Genomic DNA, 24210 nt, shown 5'->3' with positions numbered 1-24210 from the left:
TCATGAGTAAGCCGTGAAGCTGGGCCGGGCACTCTCATACGCGGTCGCGGGGACGCTTTGCGTCGATCGCAGTCACCCGCCTTGGCCACGCAGAGCCCTCCTGCCGCGAGTCTTACTGTAAATAATTCACACATGCGAGAGCTGAGCTTCGCACATTGCCCCCGATCAGGAACCGCAGTACGCTGTCGCTGGGGAAGGGGAGATACTTTTGACGATCAATGTTGCTGTAGCAACGTTTGACGCCGTCGTTCTTGGCTGTGATTCGTTATCGAGCCGGGTTGAACGCGCGTTCTTTCCGTTTCGTGAGGGCAGTTCCTTTGCCGTCGACGCTGCAGGCAACCAGATGCGCGACGCGGAGGGAAATCTGCTCGTGTCTTATCGACAGGATCAACTCGCATACACCGCTACCACCGTGATGGGTGGAGTACGCAAAATGTTTATCCTCTTCGAAGACGTAAATGGACACTGCGACTGTTCTGTAGCAGCTGTCACTAGCGGCCTCGCGACCATGGATGGCATCACGATTGCGGAGCACGCAAATCGATACCGCCTGCAATTGGATAGAGACAAGGTCGTTTTCAGTGAAGTGGTAAGTTTAGCGAACCATTTCCTTGCACATATGCGAGGTCTATGGGAGGCGGACTACGTACGCCAGGGCTTCAGTCATCCGTCCCAGGCGGCCTTGAGGTTCATGGTGGCTGGATACTGCCGAGACGATGCGCGTTTCAAAGTTTTTCGGGTAAGTGTCGAAGAAAATATCTGCATCGATCAGCTATCGGAAGAACCCTATACCGGTGCCGCTTGGGATGGACAAAGCAATTTCGCGGCTAGGCTCATCATGGGGGTCGATCCGGGCCTACAGGACCAAGTGAGCCGGGGGATCGTCGAGGCGCTGAAGGCGCAGCGTGACAGCCTGCTCGATTCATTTACGAAGGCTATTGTCGCCGCCGGCATTCAGGATCTAGAGTTGGACCTGGACGAATCAGTGCCAGCAGCTCCTCCATGGTCTAGTGCCATTGCTCCCATTGATTGGGGCAATATGCCTATCCAGACTGCGATTGAGTTGGTCTCAGCACTCGTCAATACCGAGTCTGGCATGCAAAAGTTCGTTCAGGGAATACCCGTTGTCGGGGGTCGCACTCGAATTGGCCTACTTCGCCGTAACGTTCCGTTTGCTATGTTGAATGAACCTGCCTTGTCCCATATCCACACTGGATACCTCACCGATGCGTAACTACCCATTTCCCGATACCCATGGTCGCTCCCTTGCCGGAAGCCAAGGCGATCGTTATGCGGTGCGAGATCGTCACGGTTCCACGAAGGCCCCCCCCAACGACCGTACAGCGCTTCCGAAGGAGCGCACGGTGATAGTGCGTATCACCCAAGGTCAGCCCTCGGTGAAAGTGATAGCTAAGTCACGTTAGTCGACTGCGGGTTCGAGGCCCGATTAGGGCTGATGCAGCCTACGGTGACTTGTGCCTAGGTGGCGCGCAGCTGCTTTTGCTACTTTCCCCCAAGCCGCTAGGTAAGCCGTCGCATGTTCCTTAGATTGCATTAATTCCGAGCGGCGGCTCAAGCGATCCGGATCGATATCCAATCGAAAAGCCGTAGCCCAGGTCTAGCGCGATACGCAATACCGCGGCCTTCCCGTTGCCTTCAGCGCCATATTGCGGCCCGTGTGCGGCTCCCAAGCGAACCCATCGGGTCGATCTGTACTCGCAATTGCGCGGGCCTTCTGGTGGGGGACAGAAGCTTGTCGCGGCCGCATCCCATAGATTGAGACGCTAGCGATGGTTCAATGCGCGCCGTAGCCGACAGGAACGCCCGGTCGCGTTTGAACCGCTACTTCAGCACCGAAAGTACCGCAAGACGCCCTGCTTGTAGCGCGTCGTATCCGGACTCATCGCGGGAACCATGATCCATCGCATTCAGCGCTTTGGCGATACTCCCGATTCCCCAGGCAAGCTTCCTCATGTCGGATTCGCTTGGTTCTCTCCACACGTCTTCCACGTAAATTGGCTTTACCGTCTCCTTCACGGGCGGCAATAGCACTACAGCAGCCTTGGCCACTCTATGCAGGGCGAGCAAGTGAGGTAGGTGTTCTGGGTTCGCACTGAGCACAAGGTCCTGAATGCTACTCCAGTGGGCCAGGACGGTCTCCGCTTCCAGTACCGCTGCATCTATCGCGGGTGAGAATGTTCTTACTCTGTAATCAATTAATTCAAATTTATCTCTAACTTCGCCGAGCCGCGAAAGATCTATTTCCCCGAACAACTCCGCGGCTCGATCGATGTTGCCTAGTTGGTGAACCTGACGGAGGGCAATATAGAGTGGGTCGAAAATGGGGACAACGACAGTTGCCAAATCTTGTTGCTTTTTCTTCGTTTGATGGAGCCACAATGCATACGCGCCGACCACTGCAAGAACTGTAGAAAATAATGCGGCAACGACGGCTGCTGTGTTCGCGTCGAGTGGCCGGAACAACGGCATACCCAGTACGACTGCCAGCAGGCAACCCGCCGATATGCCGGCAACAAACCAAAGCACATTCTTCATGCTAAACCCCCATCGATGTCACGCCCATCCCTAGCTCGAATGTACGCCAGATTTCACTGTAGCGTGCGGGGCACGTCTCCAACAGGTATGTGCCTCCACTTCCTTGTCCGCACGAACATGAAAGCATCATTGCCGTTGGGCAGGAACCCAGGCAACGGGTCAGGAAACTCCAACTCGAACCCCTAGCAATCGGGTCTAGCGAATGGCGCTTGGCTGCTGGGCATCGACGCACGTTTCCACGCGAGCGCATTCCAATCCCGCCAACGCCCGGAGCAGCTCGTCTTGCACCAGAGATGTTGGTGGGCAAGGCCCATCCTCCGGAAGGCCCTGGGTTGCACCGACAATGCTCGGCCCCTTCCTGCTCAATTAGCCAGTCGTGGTCAGCAGCCCTCATCATTCGCCACCTCGGCCGGTGCCGTTGCCTGTAAGCGCCTTGATTGCCTCCGCGTACTTCCACCGCAGCCGTGCCGCAGTGTCAACGTCCAGCAGCGCCAGCCGCTCCTCATTCGCGTTGTCGGCGATATCGGCAAGCTTGACGCGCAAAGCGATCCGGTCAATTTTGATACCTCGGTAGTAGATGTCGGAGGCAGTGTCGTATCGTGTGAGCATGACCACAGCGGCCCTGGCATTAATGGGCGGCGCTAGCTCCCAGAAGTCATCTTCGTATGCCGGGCAGTGATCCAGCACGTCATGTAGCCATGCGGCGGCCTCAGCTTCAGGGTCGTCTGAAACGGCAGCAGCTACCCGTGCCACATGCTCGATGTAAGGACGCCCCGCCTTGTCTAGCTGCCCTGCATGCGCGCGATAGGCCAGCGCCTTTGCCTGTTCGACATGCTGATCCATCACAAATCTCCTCCCAGCGCGAGCGCGCGTCTAGGGCCTTAGCGAGATACCCAGCGCATTCAGCGTCTCTGTTGTCATTGCACCGGATGCAACCAGTCCGTGGTCGACCTGGAAGCTCTGCAAGGCAGCCTTTGTAGCGCCGCCCAATACTCCGTCTATCGCACCTGGGTCGTATCCCTTGGAATACAAAGCAGCCTGGACCCGCATGATCATCAGTCGCAGCTGATCAGCAGAAGGTCGCGACGAAGTTTCGGACTCCAAGAGCTGTGGGGACCCGTAATTCCGCCAAGGCTTGTTCGCATCACTGGAAGTCGTGGGTGTGGCGGGACGGTATGTGCTTGGCGCCGGCGTAGTGGGCTGATACGTACTCGGCGGTGTGTAAGTGCGCTTCGGTGCGGGAGGTGGCGGCGGCGGTGGGACATAGGTGGAACGCGGAGCAGGCGGTGGCGAGTAGGAAGAGCCGCTTCCCGAGTAGTGCGAACTGTGTGAACTGTGGGACCTATGCGAGCTGTGGCTACTGTGCGACCGATGCCCCGCGTACATGTTTTCCATGTTGACGTTAAGCGGCGCACTGAGAGTCACCGCATATCCCGAATCGCGTTCGGACATCGCCAGCAGGTTCGCATCCGCAACGGTGCTGCTTTGATCTTGCATGGCGCCATGGAGACTGGAAAGCGTGGCCCCGGCAACCGTCAGTGTCTTGCGCATGCGTGTTCCTCCAGTTTCACCGGTCCAATGCCGCGGCTCGTCCACTCGGGAGTGACCCAACCAAAGAAGCCGCCGCATTCCGACTTAATGTCGCATTCGGCGCACACCGGCAGATAGTCCTGCTTCCAGTTCGATATGCTCCGCTTCGCGAACGGCCTGAGCGAAACAGGCAAGGTGCAGAGCGGTAAGTTGTAAAGCGACACGGATATCCTCCGTTTATCCAGGAATCCGACTGCAGCGGATAGCGTGTCGGCCATATCCAGCGGATCGATCCAGAGCGCCTGGTGATGAGCCTTGGCGAATCCGATTGGCTCGATGCCCATCAAGGCCACGTGCTCTACGAACGGTAGGTTCTGGTAGATGTACCTGGCCAGGGACGAAAGTCGTTCCACGGTGGGCTTCACCAGCACAACCCGGATCTCTATGCATTGTCCGGCCGCGTGCAGGGCATAGAGCCCTTTGATCGTTTGACCGAATGCCCCGCCGCTTTGCACCACATAGTCATGTAGCCGGTAGTGATCCCCATACAAAGGCACTCCCCAGGTCAATGAGGGGTGCAGATCCTTGAACGTGGCCGCATAGGCTGCATCCTCGAAGTTGCGACCATTGGAAAGGATGTGGACATGGGTATCGGGAAGCGCGCTCGCGCATGCCGCAACGACCTGGGCGAGTCCTTCACCGAGCAAGGTGGGTTCGCCACCGCTGATGGCAATGGAGGCAGCATCCTTGTCGATCAGATTGGCCAATTCGCACAGATGGCCCACGCGCCAATCATCCTGTATCTGACGTGGGGGTTGTGAACACATCAAGCAGAAGCTGTTACAGCGCTCCGTGGCAAACAAAACATTGCCGTTATCGCCGCGCCGGTACCTCACCGCAATCTTGGAGACGGCCGGCTTGATCTCAATGACGTCGCCGACACAAGCGATCGCAGGGTCGCCCAGCAGCTTCAGGCTTGGCCGGGAAAGAGGCGATGTAATCCTGTCATCGGTAAGGAAGCCTGCCCACGGAAGCGCAAGAATGCTCTCGGAGCGGACTAGTGGGTCGGAGCGCAAATCCAGCATCATGTTCTGGATAGGGAATTCGCCTTCAGCAAATTCCTTGAGGCCACTTACTTTCAGCAATGCCGGCTCCGTCCAGCCCTGCAGCTCGGCCTTGGCTTCCAAAGCAAGCATCAGGCCACCTCCTTCATATCCGAGGCCGTTTGGTGCGAGCGGAAAACCCAGCTTTCCAAGGTGGTCCGGTCGCTGGAAGACAGGGTTTCGAGCTTCTCCAGTAGCAGGTCGAACAATCCCATTTGTTTTCGGCAGAAATCACTTGTAGGCCGGTGGCCAATGCAATTTCCCTGGCGGGCGTAGTGGTCGATGGGATCGGCTCCGCACAGCGGGACATAGGCACAGTCAGAACAGCCTGGCAGTGCCTCAGCCACACCCGCCTCAATGACGGCCTTCATCGCGGGCGAGGTGAGCCATGTGGAAACCGGTTGATCTACCCGCCCCATGGAGAACGTGTCGTCACCCATCGCCGCGAGCATGCGGGCTTCATCAGACGGGTACACCTGACCGTCATAGTCGTAGACCACCGTGCCCAAACCGGCGCCCGTCGGTGAGCGCAGGTCGACATAGCCGTGACTGAATGGAGTCAGGAGCTGCGATAGCAGCAGGCTTCCGTAGGTCTCTTCCATCGCATAGCCCTGTCGATTCACTGCAAGAATATGGCCGAGAGCGACTTCATAGAAGCGCAGGAAATCGCTGATGCCATATCCGTTGCGAACCGCGGTCTTCCTGGCAAAACCGTAGGGACTCAATGGGCGCAACGAAATGGAATGGAATCCCAGCTTCCTGTACTCATCGATGATATCGGTTGGAACTTGCAGGCTGCGACTGGTCAGGGTCGTCAGCGCTGACACAGCATCATCGCCAAGCGCCCTGCGACCTCTGCCAATGCCCTCGACGGTTCGCTTGTAACTGTCACGCTCTAGCCTGGGCCGATTGGCGTTATGAAGCCATTCCGGTCCGTCCAGCGAGGTCGACAGTTGAAACTGATGATCCTTCAGAAACGCCAGTTGCTCTTCCGACAAGTCATGGAGAGTCGATGCCAGCACAAAGCGTAAGCTGCGCCCTTCCGTCTTATTGCGTGCTTCAATCATTCCGACCAGAGACTTCACACGATCAAAATGAAGCAAGGGCTCTCCGCCTTGGAACTCGATCGTCAACTGTTCGGAGGGCCACTCGAACAACCGATCGACGGCATGCCCGGCCGCGAGGCCGGACATGTCGAACTCTGACTTGCTGGTAGGTTGTCTGGAAACCTGGCAATACGAGCAGGTGTGATGGCAGCGCAGGGATACGACGAAGATGTGCAGCGCCGGTCCGCTCTGCAGATAGGCCTTGCGGGTTCTGTACTGACTCAGCAGCGGCGCCAGCGTAGAACGATCCGGATCCGTTGAGATGAGATTACGAGCCTCCATGTCCGCAAACAGGGATTCGCTGGGCTGCAGATCGCCACCCACCGCCCGATCCAGATCCGAACGAAGCATCACCGACCAGTCGCCTGACATGGACGAAACGAACACACGCTCTTGATCCCAGGGCAATCTACGAAAACGCAGAGGCAACAAATGGTAGCCTCCAGCCCCCTGAAACGATTCCTTGTCCGCGAACTTCATCATTACCCAATGGCTCTTGGACGTGCTTGCCTTAGCGCCGCCTCAGCCAGCACCGTATGCAGTTCCGCAGTTTGAGTTCTCACCTTGTCCCGCAACAGGTCGTCCAGCAGATCATTGTGGAATCGGCGTTCTACGCCGTCGGTTGGGACATCTTCAGTTCGGGGCATCAAGTCGACATGAATACCACTGGTGTCGTCTTTGATTTTCACGAAGAAATCGCCGGTATAGCGATGAGCTGTCCTGGCAACAACTTCGATTGGAAACACTTCCCCCAATACGATGCTTAAGCCCACTTGAGCTTGCATTGACCACTCCCCATTCAACTCTACGCAGTTGATGCTGCGCCGCCGTGGACCCTACTGCAACCCATTTTTATAGGAATCTGAAAAAATCGGTACGTACGAATTTGCGTTATGACTTAGGAACCCCTAACTGCATATCTGGCACATTTCCCAGCATTGGCGCAACGTAAATATTTCACACATGCTGCACAGATACTTGCCCCCAAAGTTCAGCATCATGAATCTGATGCGCACTTCACTCCGCACACAAGAGGCCTGCTAGGGCATACAAACCCACCTGAAACTGCAGAGCGGCTACCGAGCTCTCAGTCACAGTTCGCTCTAGTCTGAAAGCAGAGTTGTCTTAGATTGGTTCTGCACGCAAAACGACAGTGGTAGCCTTTGCAAACGAAACGGCCTCGCCCGTCTCATGCTAGACAGGCGTTCACGGCATTAATTGGGGAAAACAGAATGTTTAGACGTGCCTTGCTCGGCCCTGGCGGAAAAATGGCTATTCGGGCGGCATGGGCCAGCCTGGCCCCACGTAGATTGCGCAACTTCGCAATAGTCTTTATCAGCGCTATAGGGTTGACCCTGGGCGGCGTTTCTGGCAAAGCCAATGCCACTCAGTTCCCGGGTACATATTGCTACGTCAATGGGAACGCTTGCGCAGATGAAGGGCAAGCGCTTAGCGAAGCCTATAAAAGAGCAGCCGCCTACAAAGACGATGCGAACAAGCATGCAATTGGATACGGCCATTCCACACGCTGGAAAGTCTGCGGACCTTGGCGAGGAAACATGGGTGGGTATCCGTACCACAACGAACCGAAGGTTATGTGGGATGTCATATTGTCGACGGACACTTGCGGCGCAACTGGAGTGCCATTAACGGATCGCGAGTGGAACTACTACGGAGCTGCGGACACTTGCCAAGCGCGGCCACCTATCACCTCGACAAGTCTAGTTCCTCCAGGTCAAACCCAGTGCACCCAGGCATGTGAGTACTCATACTCGGCATCACCCGGCGGCGGAGTAGTTGCACAACCCACGGGCGCCATATGCGATGAGCCAGAGTTCGACCCAGGGAAGAACAATCAGTGTGACGTCACTACGGGACCTGTGGCGGTCGGCAATCCGATCAATATGTTCACAGGTGGAAAAACCGAGACGGCACTCGACTACTCCGATCCGACAGGGCACTTGAGCTTTTCCAGATTTTATAGCAGCGCGCCAGGTGCGGCCGGCACGACTATGGGACCTAGATGGCGTCATGGCTTTCAGAGTGAAGTAGTCAGCAATGGTTTTGGGGGCGGTCAGCGCCTTAACCGCCCCTCGGGAAATAGCTATGTTTCGCCGCAATATGCCTATAAGTTCGATAGTGACGTCGCGGATGAGCTGGCCATTGATGGCAACGGATGGCGGGTGACCACTGCGGACAATCGAAAGGAATTCTTCACGTTCAGCGGTCCGCTTACTCGCGTCGAATATCCGGATGGAGATATCGTTCAGCTCACCTATGATTCTGGCAATAAGTTAATTCGCGCACAGGACCGGAAGGGACGCGCTATCGATCTTAGCTACACGGGGGCATTGCTGAGCGGCGTCACCTTCCCGGATGGTCAATCGGTCGCCTATAGCTACGACGCCCAACAACGTCTCGAACAGGTCACTTATCAACCCTCGTCCGTGTCGAAGCACTATCTCTATGAGGATGCCAATAACCCGTTGCTTCTAACCGGTGTCGTGGATGAATCGACCCAGCGTTATGCGACCTGGACATATGACCTGCAAGGAAGGGGAACATCCAGCTGGCACGGAGCATCTAGCGACAAGGTGACGATTGCCTATGGTGTGGATCGCGTCTGGGTCAACAGCGCTCTAGGCGAAACCACCGAGTATGGATATCAACTACAGTTCGGGCGCGCCAAGGTCGAGTCAGCGGAAAAACTGTGCGGAACGTGTGGCAGCACGTCGGCAAAATTCCGCACCTATGATGTCAATGGTTATCCCGATGGGGTCACCGACTTCGCGGGGGTTACTACCGACTTCGACTACTCTGCTCGCGGCTTGGTGGATCAGAAGGTCGACGCTAGCAACGATGCGATTGGCCGAAAACGCACCATACAAACTGATTGGCACACAACGTTTCGTGTACCCACCGAACGCCGTACTCTGGACACAGCAGGGGCACTGGTCGCCAAGTCCACCTGGACCTACAACGCCCGTGGTCAAGCCCTGACCGCCACCCAAATCGACCCAGTCACCGGCGCCACCCGCACTACAGTCACGAGCTACTGCGAACAAGCGGCGGTCACTGCTGGTACGTGCCCGTTGCTCGGATTAGCGCTCTCGATAGATGGTCCTCGCACCGACGTCTCGGACGCCACCTCGTTTGCCTATTACCTTAGCGACGATGCGACCTGTGTCGCCAATCCGATCACGTGCCCCCATCGCAAAGGTGACCTGTGGAAGGTCACCAATGCCTTGGGCCAGATCACTGAAACCCTGACTTACGATGGCGCTGGCCGCGCCCTGTCTGTCAAAGACCCCAACGGCGTCATGACCGACCTGGAGTACCACCCGCGTGGCTGGCTGACCGCTCGCAAGATCCGTGGCGCCAACGATGCCGTGGAAACCGACGACGTCATCACGCGCATCGAATACTGGCCCACGGGTCTGGTGAAGAAAGTCATCCAGCCTGACGGGGCCTTCACCACCTACACCTACGATGCCGCCCATCGTCTGACCGATATCGCCGACAACGCCGGCAACACAATCCACTACACGCTGGACAATGCCGGCAACCGTACCCAGGAAGACACCAAGGATCCTGCCAACGTCCTCAAACGCACCCTATCGCGAATCTTCAACCAGTTGGGCCAATTACAGACCCAGGCTGATGCGCAGGCTAATCCCACTGACTTCACTTACGACGCCAACGGCAATACCAACACGGTGTCCGATGCCTTGGCCCGGGTCACCGACAACGACTACGACCCGCTCAACCGCCTCAGTCGCACCTTGCAGGATGTCGGCGGCATCAATGCCGAGACCAAGTTCACCTATGACGCATTGGACAACCTGACCCAGGTCACCGATCCCAAGGGATTGAACACCGATTACACCTACAACGGCCTGGGCGACCTGACCCAACTGTCCAGCCCCGACACCGGCACGACCACCTATACCTACGACAGCGCCGGCAATCGCCTGACTCAGACCGATGCGCGTGGCCAGACGTCGACCTACAGCTACGACGCCTTGAACCGGCTGACCGGCATCGCCTACGCCACTCCCAGCCTCGACGTGGCTTATACGTACGATGCCACTCAAGCCACGTGCGTCGCCGGGGAAACCTTCTCTACCGGCCGCCTGACCCGGCTGGCCGATGCCAGCGGCACCACGCAATACTGCTACGACCGCTTCGGCAATCTGGTGCGCAAGGTGCAGACGACCAACGGCGTCGCCTTCACCGTGCGCTATGCCTATACGCTGGCCGGGCAGCTGAGCAGTGTGACCTACCCCGATGGGGCCATCGCCAGTTATGTCCGCGACGCGCAGGGCCGCACCACCCAGGTCAATGTGCAACGGGCCGGCGCAACAACAGAAGTGTTGTTGGACCAGGCCAGCTATCACCCCTTCGGTCCGGTCGCCGGTTGGACCTATGGCAATGGCCGACAGCTGCTGCGTCCGCTCAACCAGAACTACCAGCCCACTGCTGTCCATGACGCCAGCGCCGGTGGACTATCCGTAGGCTTCCAATACGATCCGGTCGGCAACCTGACCCAGCTGACGCCGGCCGCAAGTACCACCCCGCTGGTGAAGTTCGACTACGACGCCTTGAGCCGTCTCACCGCGTTCAAGGACGGTCCGACCGACGTGGCCATCGAGAGCTACGCCTACGACGCCACCGGCAACCGCCAGAGCTTCACCAACGCAGCCGGCACCCAGGCTTATGCCTATCCGTCCACCAGTCATCGACTGAGTCACGTGGGCGCCGTCGCCCGAACCTACGACAATGCCGGCAACACCACTGCCATCGGCGGCATCGCTAAGGAGTTCGTGTACGACGACACCAGCCGCATGAGTCAGGTGATGCAGAACGCGATCGTGCAGAGGAACTACGCCTACAACGGCAAGGGCGAACAGGTCCGCAAGTATCTCGGAGCTTCAAACACCTACACGGTCTACGACGAAGCCGGTCACTGGCTTGGCGACTATGACAACACCGGCGCCGCACTACAGCAGGCGATCTGGCTGGATGATCTGCCGGTGGGCCTGATCGCCAACGGCAACCAGTTGCACTACATCGAACCCGACCATCTGGGTACCCCGCGCGTGGTTATCGAAGTGGCACGCAATTTGCCGGTGTGGAAATGGGACCTGAAAAGCGAAGCGTTTGGTAACGGCGTGCAGGATCAGGACCCAGATGGGGACGCGAATCCGCTCGTGTTCGATATGCGGTTTTCGGGCCAACGATACGACGCGGCGAGCGGGCTGAACTATAACTACATGAGGGACTACGACCCGAGTACTGGCAGATATTCTCAAAGTGATCCAGTGGGATTGCTGGGAGGTATTAGTACCTATGGCTATGTTGGAAGCGCGCCACTAGAGACTACTGATCCACTTGGGTTAATTGACCACGTGTCAGGGCGCTGGATCGAATGTGGAAACGGATGCAGAATCAGAATTGATAAGTCGATAGTAAAAGGAGTGACTAGAAGACATCTTCATTGGGAGTGCAAGGGTCAAAGTGGAGCTTGCGGAGAATTTGGTGAGCAGTCACACGGCGAGAGCTGGGCGGATGCGCCGAGATCGGTAAAGGAATGCGCTATAAAGAACGGCTTTGTGGGCGATGCGGTTCAATTTGAGAATACAAATAACAATATGTCCATGCCCGACATGTCAACTGCTACAAACGCTGCAATGATGATAGGTGGAACACTGCTGATAATTTTCGCGGTGCTAACGGGAGCGGGCTCTTGAATATCTCAGACACCAATAAAATTGATTTGCACGATGCAATTGTCGAGAAAATGACCATATCTTTGCTCGATCGATTAGTAGAAATCAGAGTTAAGTATTACAGTTCAGGCGAGGCCAAAGCACGATCGTCTGGGGTAATAATATTTACCTCTGTATCCTCGCTCTCAGGAATATTGGATTTCGATTCTATTGCCGATAATTCACAGGCCGGCAATATAAATCATTGGAACCCATGCGAGAAAGATGGCACTACGTTCATCTATTTTCTCGATGGCTGCCTATCCGTGACAGCGGGATCTATCCAATTCGATCAGGCATGAGATGCACTGCAGAGTGCGCCCTCAAGATGGAGATGTATGGATGCTCAGTGCTAACGCAGTCTCTATCCTGATTCTTAGTCACTTTGCGTTGGTTTTAAGCCGATGCAGCAGATTCTAAAGAACAGGCAGTAGCTATGATGAGTGGGGGCGCTATTACCAGACCGATAGTCACGTAGGATCGGTAGCGGACGTCTGGTTGTTCGAGTTATCTAATAGGACCGCAACCGCGAGGAACGAAAAATGCCAGCTATCGACTATGGCCCTAGGATCAAAGCCCTTACGAACGAGCAGAGGCGTGGAATCTCGATCGCTGCACTAGGTAGGGCCAAGAGAATTCATGCTGCGCGGTTGGAATTCGCAGCTGCATTGAAGACGCATAGCCGGCAATTGCCAAGGGGTAGGTACTGGGCTAAGGTTGATTCCTAGCTCCGCTTTCACCACGCACCTGATTCGATAACAGGGAAGCGGGTGAGGTGGGGCTTCTGTTATTCAACCCTGGGAACGATGAAGCGATTCGTCGGAGATGGCAGTGGCTCAGTGCGCACCACGCGCCTGACCTCGCCTTCAATTGCGCCTTGATGCTGCGGACCCTGATAGTCGCGCTTCGCCGGAATGACGACGACACCAAGGATCGTTTCCTTCGGCCCATCCTGTTTCTTCTCAGGGTAGGCATTGAGCAGCTTCAGAGCCTTCTCGATCGCGTCGAGCTTGTTCCAGAGGTTTAGCTTCCTGGTCTGGCCGATTCGAACCTTCTTCCCGTCACGCTGCTCCGATATTTCGGTCACGTCTATGCCCGCCACCGCCGCGGCAACCTCATCGGGCCAATCCTTCGGAGCAAGGACGGCGCCGTCCTCGTCGTAGAGCTTTCGTGGGTCCATCAGTGCGATCGCCTTGAGTTCCTGGGTAATCCGGGCGAGGGAGAGGCCTGTCTCCGTGGCGAGCACCTTCTTGCGCTCGGAAAGATAAGCGGCAACCTCAGGTTTTGTTAGCAGCCGACTTGCACAGGTATCGGCAGACCTGCCCCGTGACTTGTAACCGGAGCGCTGGTAGGCGGCACCAGCGTTGAAGTCGACCAAATATTCGTCGCAGAACCGCCGCTGAGCGTCATTTAAGGAGATTTGTTTCTCGATCGTCATTTTTTCTCCTGCCCGGGCGGGCTCAGGCGGATCTGGACCACAGCGTCGACTCCATAATGGCGAAGCGTTCGGGCCAGGAGGAAGGCCGATAACGTTCCACTTAGCTCCCAGGCCGGCATAAACAACGGCGCCCTTTCAGGCGGATCACGGTCAGGAAACGGATCATCGCGAACGTCGTTTATGTCATCTGGTAAGTCCATCGGTCTGCTTCAATTTCTCAACAATTATTAACAAATCACCCAGCAAGCCTGGCCGATCTAGACCGTGGTCCGCTGCCTGTTTTTTTTTGGGCGCATGGGGCCAAAAATGGCGCCTCAAACAGGCCCTTCCTCGCGCGCGTGCGCGTACTGCTGCCGAAAGTCACACTCCGTAGGCCTATAAGGTGGCAGCAACCGAGTCTCGGATGGCCGGAATTAAACGGTCATCCTGCTGCCTCAGTACGCCGACTTCAGTCCAGGAACGCCTTGGTGCCGTCCTGGTACTCGACCACCCTCCTGCCATCGAGGGTACCTGTGCGCCTGACCTGTTTTGCCTGGCCACCCTGACCGGTGAGCTGTGCCATGCGCGCCTGGATCTGCCCCCGGCGCTGCTCGGTACCGTCTCCCGGAAACTGGCTCATGGCAGTTAGCTCGTCGGTCAGCGCTTTGAACTCGGCGTCGGGCGATACGGTGGTGCGCTGGGAAGGGTCCAGGACCCTGAAGGGGGTACCGTCCTTGTTGGTCAGTGCCGAAAGGGTACCGTCCCGGTGCAGCACACTGGTACCACCATCCAGGCCACGAAGGATGGGCTGCTGCTCGAAGGGTACCCTCTGACTTGCCTCCAGCTCCTGGGCCTGCAGGTCCACCCCGACGTTGAACTTGCTTGCGTCGAACCGGCGCCGGGCGAAGTTCTCGTTCGCGTTGGCGTTGTTGTTGATGCTCTGCAGGTCGGCCTGGTCACCGGTGCGCAGCGCGCTCTGGCGCTCGTCGTTGGCGAAGCCGGCCTGCTGCAGGATGGCCTGGGCCACCGCGGCGCGCGCCGACGGGCTTCCCTTGAGGCTGGGGCTACCGATGGCCCTGGTGATCTGGTCGGCGACGGATCCGTTGGCGGGATTCTCGATGATGCCGCCTTGCCGGCCCCGGACCTGGTACTGGCCAGCCATGTTGCTCGGTGCCACGACGTCCGGCGGCAGGCTGCGTTGCGGCATCGCGTAGTTGGTGGGCCGGCCGACAACCGTGCTGCCCTGCGGTGGTCCGCCTGCAGCGGCGACGCTTGCACCGGTGCCGCTGTAGATCGGGTTGCCGGCGGAGTCGAAGGTCTTGGTGATGCCCGCCGGCATGCCGCTGTCCTGGACCGCGTTGGCCACCGGCGCTGCAGGTGCCGCTGCCGCTGCTGGCTTCACGTACGGGTTCGCCGGCGTGCCGGCGCTGCCGTCGCTGACGATCGCTGCTGGCCTCGCTGCTGGCGCCGCCGGCGTCCCAACAGCAGCGGGTGCAGCGGGTGTCGGCGCGGAAGGCCCACCGACGCGGCCAAAGTCGAAGTTTGATCCGACCATCTGTCCTTCATTCGGATTGGCGCCGCCGGTGAAGGCCTTGTAAGCATCGCGGACTCCGCCCAGACCGCGCCTCAAGTTGAAGGTAGCCATGTCGCCTAGCTGTTCGGCACCATGCAACGTCGCATTGACGCGACCCTGGGCGTACTGGCCAACCTGGGTAGGAAACGTCCGCTTCGGCCTGACTGACTGCACCTGCGCGCCCGGCTGCGCCGACACAGCCGGGCGCGCGGCTGGCGCCGCCGGCTTTGGCGCGAAAGCTTCCGGCGGATCGTAGGCCGGGCCCGGGATGGATTCACGCAGCTTGCGGACACCCTCCTGAGTCTTGTTGATCTGGTCGAGCTGGGAGAGTGCCATTGCTAGTTCCTCGGGTTGGTGGGGCCGGTGATTGAACATGGATCTGATTGGGTGCCGCGCTCTTGCTCCAAGGCCGCGGCGAGCTTGGAGATCCCTTTCGGCGTGACCATCACCTGGTCAAGCATCCGGGGGGTACCGTCGGTCCTCTCGATGACCCTGACCCGATGCACCAGCACCCCCTGATCGAGGCGGGGTTGGTAGGCGGTCCATGCCCCAGAGTCACCCCTCCGGTAGATCCATCCCTTGTCGGCAAGCCACCGGATAAAGGTCATCGGCTGCATCCCTAGGACCTTGGCCGTCTTGCTCAGGTTGGTATCTCCGTCGGCGCTGGCCATACGTTCCATTGCCGCGACCTGGGGCCTGTGCTCGGCGACCGTTGCCTCCAGTTGCAGGACCCTTTCCGTCTGGCCCAGCAACAGGTCGCGCAGATGTTCAGGGTTACGAAGGACCTCCCCAATGGTTGGCTCGAGCGGCGACGGGAGTGCCTGGGCACGCCTCTCGCACTCGAGGAAGTACTGCCTGGCTTCTTTGCCGCGGTCCGACCGTTCGACCATGGCCAGCTCCTTGGCCATGTCGATCGTCAGGTGGTAGTCCAGCCGGTTGTGACCACCGCGGCCCTGTTTGCTCCTCTGAATCGAAGAGCAAACGAAGTCGCCGTTCTCAACGAACCCGTACTGCTCGATCCGAGCCCTCAGCCAGGTGCTGAAGTCGCGGCCTATCCGGAGGAAGACGTGGAGGTCTCGGGCATTGACCGTCTGAACGGCTTCGCCGGCCAACGAGCGCTGCTGCAAGGGAATGAGCGCCCTCATGCCGACACCGCTTTGGCTACTACTGCCGCAATCTCACGATCAAGCTCTGCCAGCTTGGCGCTGGCTGCCTCGGGTGTGATGAGGTCAGGAAACTTGAGGTCGCTGAGGACCATGTACTTTTCATCTTCCAGTTTTCTGACAGCTTCAGAAAGAGTGACAGGTACACGTGCGGACATATTGTCCATGGTGGACAATTTGTCCATTGATGCTTTTTCATATTTAGAAGCTAGTTCAGTGGACTTTTTGTCCATACTTTTTTGCGGGAATGTCCACACGTTCTGGGCGCGGTGGCCATTCGTAACTCCTGCAGCTGTGGACTTTTTGCCAGCGCCTAGTGATGCACGTGCTGACAAGGTGTCCGCTCCTGTCGGGATCAGCAATTCGTATTTGTAATGTTTCCAGTTTTGGGAAAAACCGTTACTGGACTTGCCTATGCAGGACCTTTGGATATATCCCGCCTCAATAGCTGGATCTAGGTTGCGTCGCACAGTTCTCTCGTTCGCCGACATCAGTCGTGCGATCGATGGAAGGGAGGGGTAACAATCGGCTCCGTTCACGTCGGCATACTCTGCCAGCACCAGCAAAACCAGCTTCGTCGCGGCTCCAAGGGGCGAGTTCAGCACGGCCGACCTCCATTGCAGGATGAAGGGACGCTCGTAGGGCTCATTGGCCATCACCTGACCCCTCCCTCATGAGTGCCTCCCTCAACCTCAGAACTGCACGCCTGGCGCCGTCCAGGTTGGCTGCCAGAACCTCGCACGCATCCACCGTGGGATCTCGACGGAGCGCCTGGCATTGCGTGCTGATCGCTTCACCCATGTCAGGCATGGTGTTTGCCAGAGTCGCGACCGACGGTCCGTACAACACCGCGTAGGTGGCGACGATCTCGTCGGTGGTCATTTCGCGCCCCCGGCAAGTACATGGTTGCCCAAACGAACCGCCAGAATGGCGGTATGTTGATGCGCGGTGGAGTCGAGGTTAGAATCGATGCACACACAGCTCGCCAGCTTAGATGTGCAGCCCGGCCTAACCGCCGGGCTTTTTTCTTTGACGGCATCCATTTAGGCCGCCTTCGCTTTGTCTTTACGCTCCGCAATACGATCCTCGATCCACCGATCGACTTCGTTTTGCGGCCAAGCGCTGGAGCGTGGCCCGATCTTCACGGGTGCAGGGAACTCGACCCGATTGATCATTTCGTAGATCGTCGTGCGACCAACACCGCAACGCGCAATCACTTCCGGCAGGCGGATAAGGCGGTTGGGCGTCGCCAGCGCATCCGTAGGAGTAGTGTTCATCTTGCACCCTCAGTTACACCCGTACAGCACGGGCTTCCTGTGGATGTTGGCGAACCGGTGACGAGGAAAATAACCCACACCAAAAACAAGTGCATCGGTAGGTAAGGCCTCGGGAAACCTCTCCCGGCTACGTTTCAGAGAAAGTCATTTCGAAGTCGCTGAATGTCCTGCCGTCGGCGTGCGTGATTGCTGGCGCCAACATTCTTGCAGCAGATTCCTCTCCTGCTTTCATGAGGCGTTCCAGCCTAACGGGATTGCTGTGCAGTTCCTCGTTCGGAAGCGGCACACCGGCCTGAATCAACGCCAACCTCAGCAACTGCCAGTAATTGAATCCGGATCTCTTGGGGTGGTGCTTCGGTTGCGTCAAAACGACACGCTTCTCCAAGCCTCTCGCCAGTGCAAGGTAGCAATAGCCCGCCAGTTCTGCCTCCCTATCCTGCGGTTTTGCCAGGTCGTTCAACAGGACGTCGCCGGTGGTGATTTGCTCCCCGTTCGTTCCTACGTTGACGATCCCATTGAATGGGATGTTGGGGTCGACGTTCCTGAATCCAGCGGCAAGCTGCTGAATGACGGCGAGGGTACGCAGCGGGCCAGCGATGGCCGATTCCAGATCCCCATAGCTTTCGGCACTTCTGCCAGGAACATCTTCAATCCGGTATAGCCCGTTGCTGGCGGCCCCATAGAGCGTTTTGCCGACGCGGGCGAAGCTATTGAACGGCAACTGCCCCGTCTCCGTCTTGCCCTTCTTGAGCTTCTCCAACGCGCGCCGGTTTTTCTGAACAGTGCCAGTCAGCGCGCTACCGCGAGGCGCGCACTCTCGATAGATCTCGATGCCCTTGACCACAATCTTCAGCGCACTCTCACGCTGGCTGCTGGTTTCTCTCGGCCCCAGCTTCTCCAGAAGTGTGGCGAGCACCTTTCGGTCGATCTCGCCGAGACTTTGCGGCTTCTGAAATCTCCGCTTACGGCGCCCACCTCTACCGTCTTTCCTAGGCTCCTTATTCAACATCACGACTATATTTCCCGGACCAATTCAGGCCAGTTCGTCACCGAGCGAGGGAGGGAGGCCATACGGTAGGGCGCCATCTGCGCCGTCTCTAGGTCGGGCTTCGGCATCTGCGAGTTGAGTTGCTCACTATCGATATCATCCAGATCGTCTTCACTCGTGGACATGCGCGCCTCGCGCCCTCATCAGAACCACGGCAGCGCGCTGAGGTAGGCGCGCTTTCGGCTGGCCGGCCTAGCCGTGGCAGGATGAATTCTAGTCAGCTTGGCCGAACGAAGCTTTATGAAGTACAGCTAGATCACGTTGCGTGTCTTCAGCAAGAATCTTGATTGCATCCCAGATCCGCATGCGAATCTCTTGGCTAGGTCCTTGCTCATCTGCGGCTATAGCTAGCTCGCCCATCGCATGAATCCCATCCAGCCGAGTCCCGATACGCTCGAACACGTCAGGTTCGCTGTATTGGAAATCCTCTCCTAAGCCTGGATCGGAAACTGCTACGCTTTCAATTGCCATGATTGTTCTCCTAATGAACAGTTGTGGAAGGCGGGCGGGGTGCCTCAATCACCCTGTCCGCCGCTTTTTCCCGATGGGGGAAACTTTGCTGCCGACATTCACACCCAGGCTTGGCATCTTGGCCACGGCCGCGGCGATCTCGTTCGGCAAATATTGTGCGTAGTGCTTGCGCGTGATTCGGCTGTCGCTGTGGCCCAGGGCCTTGGCAACCATTTCGATATCCTTGGTGGCCAGCAGGAGCAGCTTTCCGTACGTGGCCCGCGTTGTCTTGAAGGACACGTCCTCTAGCTTTGCAGCGTCGATAGCGGCGCGCATGGGGCGCACCAGGTCACTGCGGCCCCAGGGCAGGCCGTCGGCGCGCGTGAACATGAGGTCCGCAGGCGCCTTGCCGGCAGTGACGCGATCGAAGAAGGCCACACCTTCGGATGTAAGCGGCTGCAGCAGCGTCTTGCCGGTCTTGGACTGGTAAAGGCGCACCGTGCCGCGACCGGGGCTGTAATCGCGCACTGGTAGCGCCAGAAGCTCGCCCCGGCGCCCGCCTGTCATCAGGGCCGCGGTAAGCAGGTCGCGAAGGTCCACGGCCGCCGTATTGAGTAAGCGGGTTATCTCGTCACGCTCGAGCATGCGCGGCGGCGGATCCTCGCCCAGCTCGAAGGGTTCCACCTTTTGCCAGAAGGTTGGCAGGTCGGTCGGCAGCTTGTCGTTGCGCCAGGCGTAGTTGAGCGCGGCCTTGACGATGGTCAGGACCCGGTTCGCCGTCGCGCGCCGCGCGCGCCGCTGTTCCGGATTTGTAGGGTCGAACTCCATTTTCTTGCCGCGCCGGGTAGGAGCCTTGGCAGCCATCGCCTTGTGCCACTTCCTAAGCGCGTCCGCGTCCAGGGAGGTAACCAGCTTGGTTCCGATCGTCGTTTCGCCGTGGCGGGCCCAGAAGCGCTTGGAGTCGTATTCGGACCCTTTCCCAGCAAGGTGATCCTCGAAGTAGATAACCATGATGGCATTGAGAGTCAGGCCATCGGTGTAGTGGCGTGGCCGTGCCTCACGGGCTTCGGATTGGGTGCTGGTGGCCATCGTGACGGCCTGGGTGTAGGAGAGCACCACAGCACCATCAGCTGTTGCGTGATCGTCTGGCGTACCGATGCGTTGATGGCGATACCCTGCGCCTGCGCGCTGTCGGACAATCCAAGCGGACTCACGAGAGCCGCGATAAACGCCTAAAAACGTCCCAGGGACAATCTGGCGCCAATACGGTTCCTTGCGTGGTTTCAGCTTGAGCCGTGCCTCTCTGGTTTCCAGCCGATGATCTCGCGGATTCCGTGCCACGGTGGAGCCATGTCCTTTTTCCGGAGTCATCCGGAATAAACCGGGGCGAATCCCGGCGAACGTCACCGTACCATTCCGGAAATAAAAGTCAATATATACCGACAAAATGGCGGTTTCGGGCGAACTCAGCCGAACTAGGGCGGACTCACGACACCACCCTTTCACGGTGGACACCGGGGTTCGAATCCCCGTGGGGACGCCACTGATGTATCGACTTGGGCTCGCTTCGGCGGGCCCAAGTCGTTTTTGCAGGAACAACAATAAAACTCAAAAAAAGTCGTCATTCCCGCGAAAGCGGGAATGACGATCAAAAGCAGGGTTTTCAGAGGTTCCCTTCGATAGCCGTTTCGCGGACATGCCATGGGCATGTATCTGCCGATCCGGCACGGTTCACGAGCGCACTGCCGACCGGGAGACATAACGGTTATCGGGTACACACCATCGCCACAGCGGTTCGGTGCTCTTGCTGATACCGATGCGGCGCGAGGCGAGGGCGTGTCCGGGTGGCGCGGTTCCGTCGTCGAGGATGCTGATGCCTGCCGCACCGGTCACCAGGTCGGCACCGTCCAGCCTGCGATCGATTCCCAGCGCCTGGCTGAGTCGTGCGGGGCCGCTGCAGAGCAGGCGGTCGTTGTCGATGCCGCCGCGCGCAGTGCGCATCCGGTCGAGGCCGGCAAGCGGCTCCAGGGCGCGGATCAGCACGCCGTTGCCGACGACCTCGCCGCCACAGACGGCGTTGCAGTTCCAGTGCATGCCATAGATGAAATACACGTACAGATGGCCGGGCGGGCCGAACATGGTGGCGTTGCGCGCGGTCTTGCCGCGGAAGGTGTGGGCGGCCGGATCCAGCGCGCCGCAATAAGCCTCCACTTCGACGATGCGTCCGCTGCGGCCGTCGGCGGTCGCCAGCACCTTGTTGAGCAGTTCGGGCGCCACCACGCGCGAATCGCGCCGGTAGAACCCGCGCGGCAGCCGGGCCGGCTTCATTCCAGCCGCAACCCGCGCAGGCGCAGCGCATTGGCGACCACCGATACCGAACTCAGACTCATCGCCAGCGCGGCCAGCATCGGCGACAACAGCAGTCCGTTGACGGGATAGAGCAGGCCGGCGGCGATCGGCACGCCCAGGGCGTTGTAGAGGAAGGCGAAGCCCAGGTTCTGGCGCATGTTGCGCACCGTGGTCTCGGAGATGGCCTTGGCCCGCACGATGCCGCGCAGGTCGCCCTTGACCAGGGTGACCTGCGCGCTGGACATGGCCACGTCGGTGCCGGTGCCCATGGCGATGCCGACATCCGCCGCGGCCAGCGCCGGCGCGTCGTTGATGCCATCGCCGGCCATGGCCACGCGACGGCCCTCGGCCTTCAGCCTGGCGACCAGTTCCAGCTTGTCGGCCGGGCGCACTTCGCCATGCACTTCGTCGATACCCAGTTGCCTGGCCACCGATTGCGCGGTGGCGATACCGTCGCCGCTGGCCATGACGATGCGCAGGCCCGCCCGGTGCAGGTTGGCGATCGCCGCGGGCGTGGTCGCCTTGATCGGGTCGGCGACCGCGAGCAGACCGGCGGCGATGCCGTCCACCGCCAGGAACATCACGCTGGCGCCTTCCGCGCGCAGGCGTTCTCCTGTTTCATGCAGCGGTCGCACATCGGCCCCGGTTTCCACCATCAACACCGTATTGCCGAGCGCCAGCGCATGGCCGTCGACTTTCCCGCGCACGCCGATACCGCTGGCCGACTCGAAATCCTGCGCGGGCGAAAGCGACAGCCCGCGCCGACGCGCTTCGGCCACGATCGCCTGCGCCAACGGATGCTCGCTGCCGGCATCGAGACTGGCGGCCAGGCGCAGCACTTCCTCGGCGGAATACGGCGACAGAGCCGACACCTCGCGGAAGGCGGGGCGTCCTTCGGTCAGGGTCCCGGTCTTGTCGACGATCAACGTATCGACCTTGCGCAGGGTCTCGATCGCCTCGGCGTCGCGGAACAGCACCCCGACCTGCGCCGCGCGCCCGCTGGCGACCATGATCGACATCGGCGTGGCCAGGCCCAGCGCGCAGGGGCAGGCGATGATCAGCACCGAGACCGCGTTCAATACCGCATAGGTCCACGAGGATCCGGGGCCGAACAGGCCCCAGCCGAAGAAGGTCAGTGCCGCGGCCGCCAGCACCGCCAGCACGAACCAGAACGACACCTTGTCGGCCATCCGCTGCATCGGCGCGCGCGAGCGCTGGGCCTGCGCCACCAGCTGCACGATCTGCGCGAGCATGCTGTCGCTGCCGATCTTTTCGGCGCGGATCACCAGGCTGCCGGAAGTGTTGAGGGTGGCGCCGATGACCCGATCGCCCGGCGACTTCGCGACCGGGATCGGCTCTCCGGTCAACATCGATTCGTCGATATGCGACCGGCCTTCCAGCACCTCGCCGTCCACCGGCACCTTTTCGCCGGGACGGACACGAAGGCGATCGCCGACGTGCACATGGGACAGTTCGATGTCTTCCTCGTCGCCATCGTCGCGCAGGCGGCGCGCGGTCTTCGGAGCCAGGCCCAGCAGGCCCTTGATCGCCGCCGAGGTCTGCGAGCGTGCCTTCAATTCCAGCAACTGGCCGAGCAGGGTCAGCGACACGATCATCGCGGCCGCCTCGAAATACACGCCGACGCGTCCGTGTTCGTGGAACGAGGCGGGGAACCACTGCGGCGCCAGTGTGGCGACCAGGCTGTAACCGTAGGCCGCCAGCACGCCGGTGCCGATCAGGGTCCACATGTTGGGACTGCGGTTGCGGATCGACTCCAGCCAGCGCACCAGGAACGGCCAGCCGGCCCACAGCACCACCGGGGTGGCCAGGACCAGTTCCAGCCAGGTGCGCAGGCCGGGCGACAGGGCGTGCAGGGCAGGGCTCATGCCCGCCATGGCCAGGACCATGGTCGCCACGCTGAGCGGCAGGGTCCACCAGAAGCGATGGCGGAAATCGGTGAGCTCGGGATTCTCGCCTTCGTCCAGAGACGGCATCATCGGCTCCAGGGCCATGCCGCAGATCGGGCAGGAGCCGGGTGCGCCGCGGATGATTTCCGGATGCATCGGGCAGGTGTATTGCGCACCGGGAATGGTCGGCCGGGATTGCACGGATTCCGCCGGGCGCAGGTATTTGTGCGGATCGGCGATGAATTTCGTGCGGCATCCGGCCGAGCAGAAGTGATGGTCGTGACCTTCGAACTGCGCGTGATGCGGGGTGGCCGCCGGGTCGACGGTCATGCCGCAGACCGGGTCCCGTACCTTCAACGGAGCCGCGTCGGACTTGCCGGCGCAACAGGAGTGCGCGCCCGCGCCCGCGTCGTTGCCGTGCTCGTGGGGGCTGTGATTGTTCATGCCGGCTCCTTGCCCAACGCGGCGATGATCGGACATTCGTCCAGTGCGCCATGCCCCGGGCAGGCATCGATCAGGGTGAGCAATGCGGCGTGCATGCGCGCGAGCTCGGCCTGTTGTGCTTCGATCCGGGCCAGTTTGACGCTGGCGGCCTGCTTTACGGCGGCCATGTCATCGTTGCGACTGGCGCTGATCGCCAGCAGTTCGGAAATTTCCTGCAGGCTGAATCCCAGGGTCTTGGCGCGGAGGATGAAGTTCAGCCGGGCCACGTCGTCGTCGCCATATTGGCGGTAGCCGCTGGCGCTGCGCTGCGGCGGCGGCAGCAATTGCTGGCGTTCGTAATAGCGGATGGTGTCGATGGGCGCGCCTGTGAGGCGCGCGAGCTGGCCAATGTTCATGCCTGACTCCGGAAGGGGGCAGCGGCCATTCTGCACCTTGGAGTCTGGTCAAGAGTCAAGGGTTTGTTCTGGAAATCCCGGAGTCGGATCGACTGCCGTAGGAGCGACGTGAGTCGCGAATTGA

Annotated in this window: 21 protein-coding genes; 3 read left to right on the top strand and 18 right to left on the bottom strand. The window is 59.5% G+C overall.

Features of this window, described 5'->3' with window-relative positions:
• The first annotated feature begins 208 nt into the window (after nucleotides 1-208).
• On the top strand, nucleotides 209-1234 hold the full coding sequence (locus tag CSC74_RS03215; protein WP_162312961.1) for a hypothetical protein: 1026 nt from the start codon (nucleotides 209-211) through the stop codon (nucleotides 1232-1234).
• Nucleotides 1235-1842: 608 nt separating this feature from the next.
• On the opposite strand, the gene CSC74_RS03210 is transcribed toward CSC74_RS03215, so the two are convergent.
• The 6 genes from CSC74_RS03210 to CSC74_RS03185 all read right to left on the bottom strand — a co-directional run bounded on the left by CSC74_RS03210 (nucleotide 1843) and on the right by CSC74_RS03185 (nucleotide 7080).
• The gene (locus CSC74_RS03210; RefSeq protein ID WP_162312960.1) at nucleotides 1843-2556 is read right to left on the bottom strand and encodes a hypothetical protein; all 714 of its coding nucleotides are present in this window, start codon (nucleotides 2554-2556) and stop codon (nucleotides 1843-1845) included.
• A 393-nt stretch (nucleotides 2557-2949) separates the two neighbouring features.
• Nucleotides 2950-3399 carry a phosphohydrolase gene (locus CSC74_RS03205; RefSeq protein ID WP_162312959.1) on the bottom strand — a complete coding sequence of 150 codons (450 nt, stop codon included), beginning with the start codon at nucleotides 3397-3399 and terminating at the stop codon, nucleotides 2950-2952.
• A 30-nt stretch (nucleotides 3400-3429) separates the two neighbouring features.
• Nucleotides 3430-4107 (bottom strand): His-Xaa-Ser repeat protein HxsA, encoded by a 678-nt coding sequence (gene hxsA, locus CSC74_RS17710; protein WP_162312958.1) that lies wholly within the window; start codon nucleotides 4105-4107, stop codon nucleotides 3430-3432.
• Nucleotides 4092-5282, bottom strand: a complete 1191-nt coding sequence (hxsC, locus tag CSC74_RS03195; RefSeq protein ID WP_162312957.1) for a His-Xaa-Ser system radical SAM maturase HxsC — start codon at nucleotides 5280-5282, stop codon at nucleotides 4092-4094. Before hxsC ends, hxsA begins: the two co-directional genes overlap by 16 nt.
• Nucleotides 5282-6778 (bottom strand): His-Xaa-Ser system radical SAM maturase HxsB, encoded by a 1497-nt coding sequence (gene hxsB, locus CSC74_RS03190; RefSeq protein WP_162312956.1) that lies wholly within the window; start codon nucleotides 6776-6778, stop codon nucleotides 5282-5284. The genes hxsC and hxsB overlap by 1 nt, the downstream gene beginning before the upstream one ends.
• Entirely contained in the window at nucleotides 6778-7080 is a 303-nt protein-coding gene (locus CSC74_RS03185) for a hypothetical protein (RefSeq protein ID WP_162312955.1), read from the bottom strand. The genes hxsB and CSC74_RS03185 overlap by 1 nt, the downstream gene beginning before the upstream one ends.
• A 1095-nt stretch (nucleotides 7081-8175) precedes the next feature.
• On the opposite strand from CSC74_RS03185, the gene CSC74_RS03180 reads away from it, so the two are divergent.
• Complete coding sequence (locus tag CSC74_RS03180; RefSeq protein WP_246192926.1) at nucleotides 8176-12045, top strand: RHS repeat-associated core domain-containing protein; 3870 nt, start codon at nucleotides 8176-8178, stop codon at nucleotides 12043-12045.
• A complete protein-coding gene (locus CSC74_RS03175) occupies nucleotides 12042-12365 on the top strand; it encodes a hypothetical protein (protein ID WP_162312954.1) in 324 nt (107 codons plus the stop codon). Before CSC74_RS03180 ends, CSC74_RS03175 begins: the two co-directional genes overlap by 4 nt.
• 485 nt (nucleotides 12366-12850) lie before the next feature.
• Here CSC74_RS03175 and CSC74_RS03170 read toward each other — a convergent pair whose 3' ends face one another.
• The 12 genes from CSC74_RS03170 to CSC74_RS03115 form a co-directional block, all read right to left on the bottom strand.
• A complete protein-coding gene (locus tag CSC74_RS03170) occupies nucleotides 12851-13501 on the bottom strand; it encodes a terminase small subunit (protein WP_162312953.1) in 651 nt (216 codons plus the stop codon).
• A gap of 448 nt (nucleotides 13502-13949) precedes the next feature.
• Complete coding sequence (locus CSC74_RS03165; RefSeq protein ID WP_162312952.1) at nucleotides 13950-15389, bottom strand: hypothetical protein; 1440 nt, start codon at nucleotides 15387-15389, stop codon at nucleotides 13950-13952.
• Nucleotides 15390-15391: 2 nt separating this feature from the next.
• Nucleotides 15392-16198 carry an antA/AntB antirepressor family protein gene (locus tag CSC74_RS03160; protein ID WP_162312951.1) on the bottom strand — a complete coding sequence of 269 codons (807 nt, stop codon included), beginning with the start codon at nucleotides 16196-16198 and terminating at the stop codon, nucleotides 15392-15394.
• Nucleotides 16195-16872: a helix-turn-helix domain-containing protein gene (locus CSC74_RS03155; protein WP_162312950.1), complete on the bottom strand. Its 678-nt coding sequence runs from the start codon at nucleotides 16870-16872 to the stop codon at nucleotides 16195-16197. The genes CSC74_RS03160 and CSC74_RS03155 overlap by 4 nt, the downstream gene beginning before the upstream one ends.
• Nucleotides 16862-17098 (bottom strand): hypothetical protein, encoded by a 237-nt coding sequence (locus tag CSC74_RS03150; protein WP_162312949.1) that lies wholly within the window; start codon nucleotides 17096-17098, stop codon nucleotides 16862-16864. The genes CSC74_RS03155 and CSC74_RS03150 overlap by 11 nt, the downstream gene beginning before the upstream one ends.
• A gap of 161 nt (nucleotides 17099-17259) precedes the next feature.
• Complete coding sequence (locus CSC74_RS03145) at nucleotides 17260-17493, bottom strand: helix-turn-helix transcriptional regulator (protein WP_162312948.1); 234 nt, start codon at nucleotides 17491-17493, stop codon at nucleotides 17260-17262.
• A 127-nt stretch (nucleotides 17494-17620) separates the two neighbouring features.
• The gene (locus CSC74_RS03140) at nucleotides 17621-18502 is read right to left on the bottom strand and encodes a hypothetical protein (protein ID WP_162312947.1); all 882 of its coding nucleotides are present in this window, start codon (nucleotides 18500-18502) and stop codon (nucleotides 17621-17623) included.
• Nucleotides 18503-18754: 252 nt separating this feature from the next.
• Nucleotides 18755-19012, bottom strand: coding sequence for a hypothetical protein (locus CSC74_RS03135; RefSeq protein ID WP_162312946.1), 258 nt, complete (start codon nucleotides 19010-19012; stop codon nucleotides 18755-18757).
• Nucleotides 19013-19060: 48 nt separating this feature from the next.
• Nucleotides 19061-20506, bottom strand: coding sequence for a tyrosine-type recombinase/integrase (locus CSC74_RS03130; protein ID WP_162312945.1), 1446 nt, complete (start codon nucleotides 20504-20506; stop codon nucleotides 19061-19063).
• 216 nt (nucleotides 20507-20722) lie between these two features.
• Nucleotides 20723-21304, bottom strand: coding sequence for a DNA-3-methyladenine glycosylase (locus CSC74_RS03125; protein ID WP_211369569.1), 582 nt, complete (start codon nucleotides 21302-21304; stop codon nucleotides 20723-20725).
• Nucleotides 21305-21315: 11 nt separating this feature from the next.
• Nucleotides 21316-23691 (bottom strand): heavy metal translocating P-type ATPase, encoded by a 2376-nt coding sequence (locus CSC74_RS03120; RefSeq protein WP_162312943.1) that lies wholly within the window; start codon nucleotides 23689-23691, stop codon nucleotides 21316-21318.
• Nucleotides 23688-24086: a heavy metal-responsive transcriptional regulator gene (locus tag CSC74_RS03115; RefSeq protein ID WP_162312942.1), complete on the bottom strand. Its 399-nt coding sequence runs from the start codon at nucleotides 24084-24086 to the stop codon at nucleotides 23688-23690. Before CSC74_RS03115 ends, CSC74_RS03120 begins: the two co-directional genes overlap by 4 nt.
• Nucleotides 24087-24210 lie beyond the last annotated feature (124 nt).

The sequence above is a fragment of the Pseudoxanthomonas yeongjuensis genome, assembly GCF_010093345.1.
GTDB classification, from domain to species: domain Bacteria; phylum Pseudomonadota; class Gammaproteobacteria; order Xanthomonadales; family Xanthomonadaceae; genus Pseudoxanthomonas_A; species Pseudoxanthomonas_A yeongjuensis.
This window is presented reverse-complemented; position numbering and strand designations above follow the sequence as displayed.

Coding starts and splice junctions, on each gene's coding strand:
- CSC74_RS03210 (WP_162312960.1), bottom strand. CDS start 2,556: ATGAAGAATGTGCTTTGGTTTGTTGCCGGCATATCGGCGGGTTGCCTG.
- CSC74_RS03205 (WP_162312959.1), bottom strand. CDS start 3,399: ATGGATCAGCATGTCGAACAGGCAAAGGCGCTGGCCTATCGCGCGCAT.
- hxsA (WP_162312958.1), bottom strand. CDS start 4,107: ATGCGCAAGACACTGACGGTTGCCGGGGCCACGCTTTCCAGTCTCCAT.
- hxsC (WP_162312957.1), bottom strand. CDS start 5,282: ATGCTTGCTTTGGAAGCCAAGGCCGAGCTGCAGGGCTGGACGGAGCCG.
- hxsB (WP_162312956.1), bottom strand. CDS start 6,778: ATGATGAAGTTCGCGGACAAGGAATCGTTTCAGGGGGCTGGAGGCTAC.
- CSC74_RS03185 (WP_162312955.1), bottom strand. CDS start 7,080: ATGCAAGCTCAAGTGGGCTTAAGCATCGTATTGGGGGAAGTGTTTCCA.
- CSC74_RS03170 (WP_162312953.1), bottom strand. CDS start 13,501: ATGACGATCGAGAAACAAATCTCCTTAAATGACGCTCAGCGGCGGTTC.
- CSC74_RS03165 (WP_162312952.1), bottom strand. CDS start 15,389: ATGGCACTCTCCCAGCTCGACCAGATCAACAAGACTCAGGAGGGTGTC.
- CSC74_RS03160 (WP_162312951.1), bottom strand. CDS start 16,198: ATGAGGGCGCTCATTCCCTTGCAGCAGCGCTCGTTGGCCGGCGAAGCC.
- CSC74_RS03155 (WP_162312950.1), bottom strand. CDS start 16,872: ATGGCCAATGAGCCCTACGAGCGTCCCTTCATCCTGCAATGGAGGTCG.
- CSC74_RS03150 (WP_162312949.1), bottom strand. CDS start 17,098: ATGACCACCGACGAGATCGTCGCCACCTACGCGGTGTTGTACGGACCG.
- CSC74_RS03145 (WP_162312948.1), bottom strand. CDS start 17,493: ATGAACACTACTCCTACGGATGCGCTGGCGACGCCCAACCGCCTTATC.
- CSC74_RS03140 (WP_162312947.1), bottom strand. CDS start 18,502: ATGTTGAATAAGGAGCCTAGGAAAGACGGTAGAGGTGGGCGCCGTAAG.
- CSC74_RS03135 (WP_162312946.1), bottom strand. CDS start 19,012: ATGGCAATTGAAAGCGTAGCAGTTTCCGATCCAGGCTTAGGAGAGGAT.
- CSC74_RS03120 (WP_162312943.1), bottom strand. CDS start 23,691: ATGAACAATCACAGCCCCCACGAGCACGGCAACGACGCGGGCGCGGGC.
- CSC74_RS03115 (WP_162312942.1), bottom strand. CDS start 24,086: ATGAACATTGGCCAGCTCGCGCGCCTCACAGGCGCGCCCATCGACACC.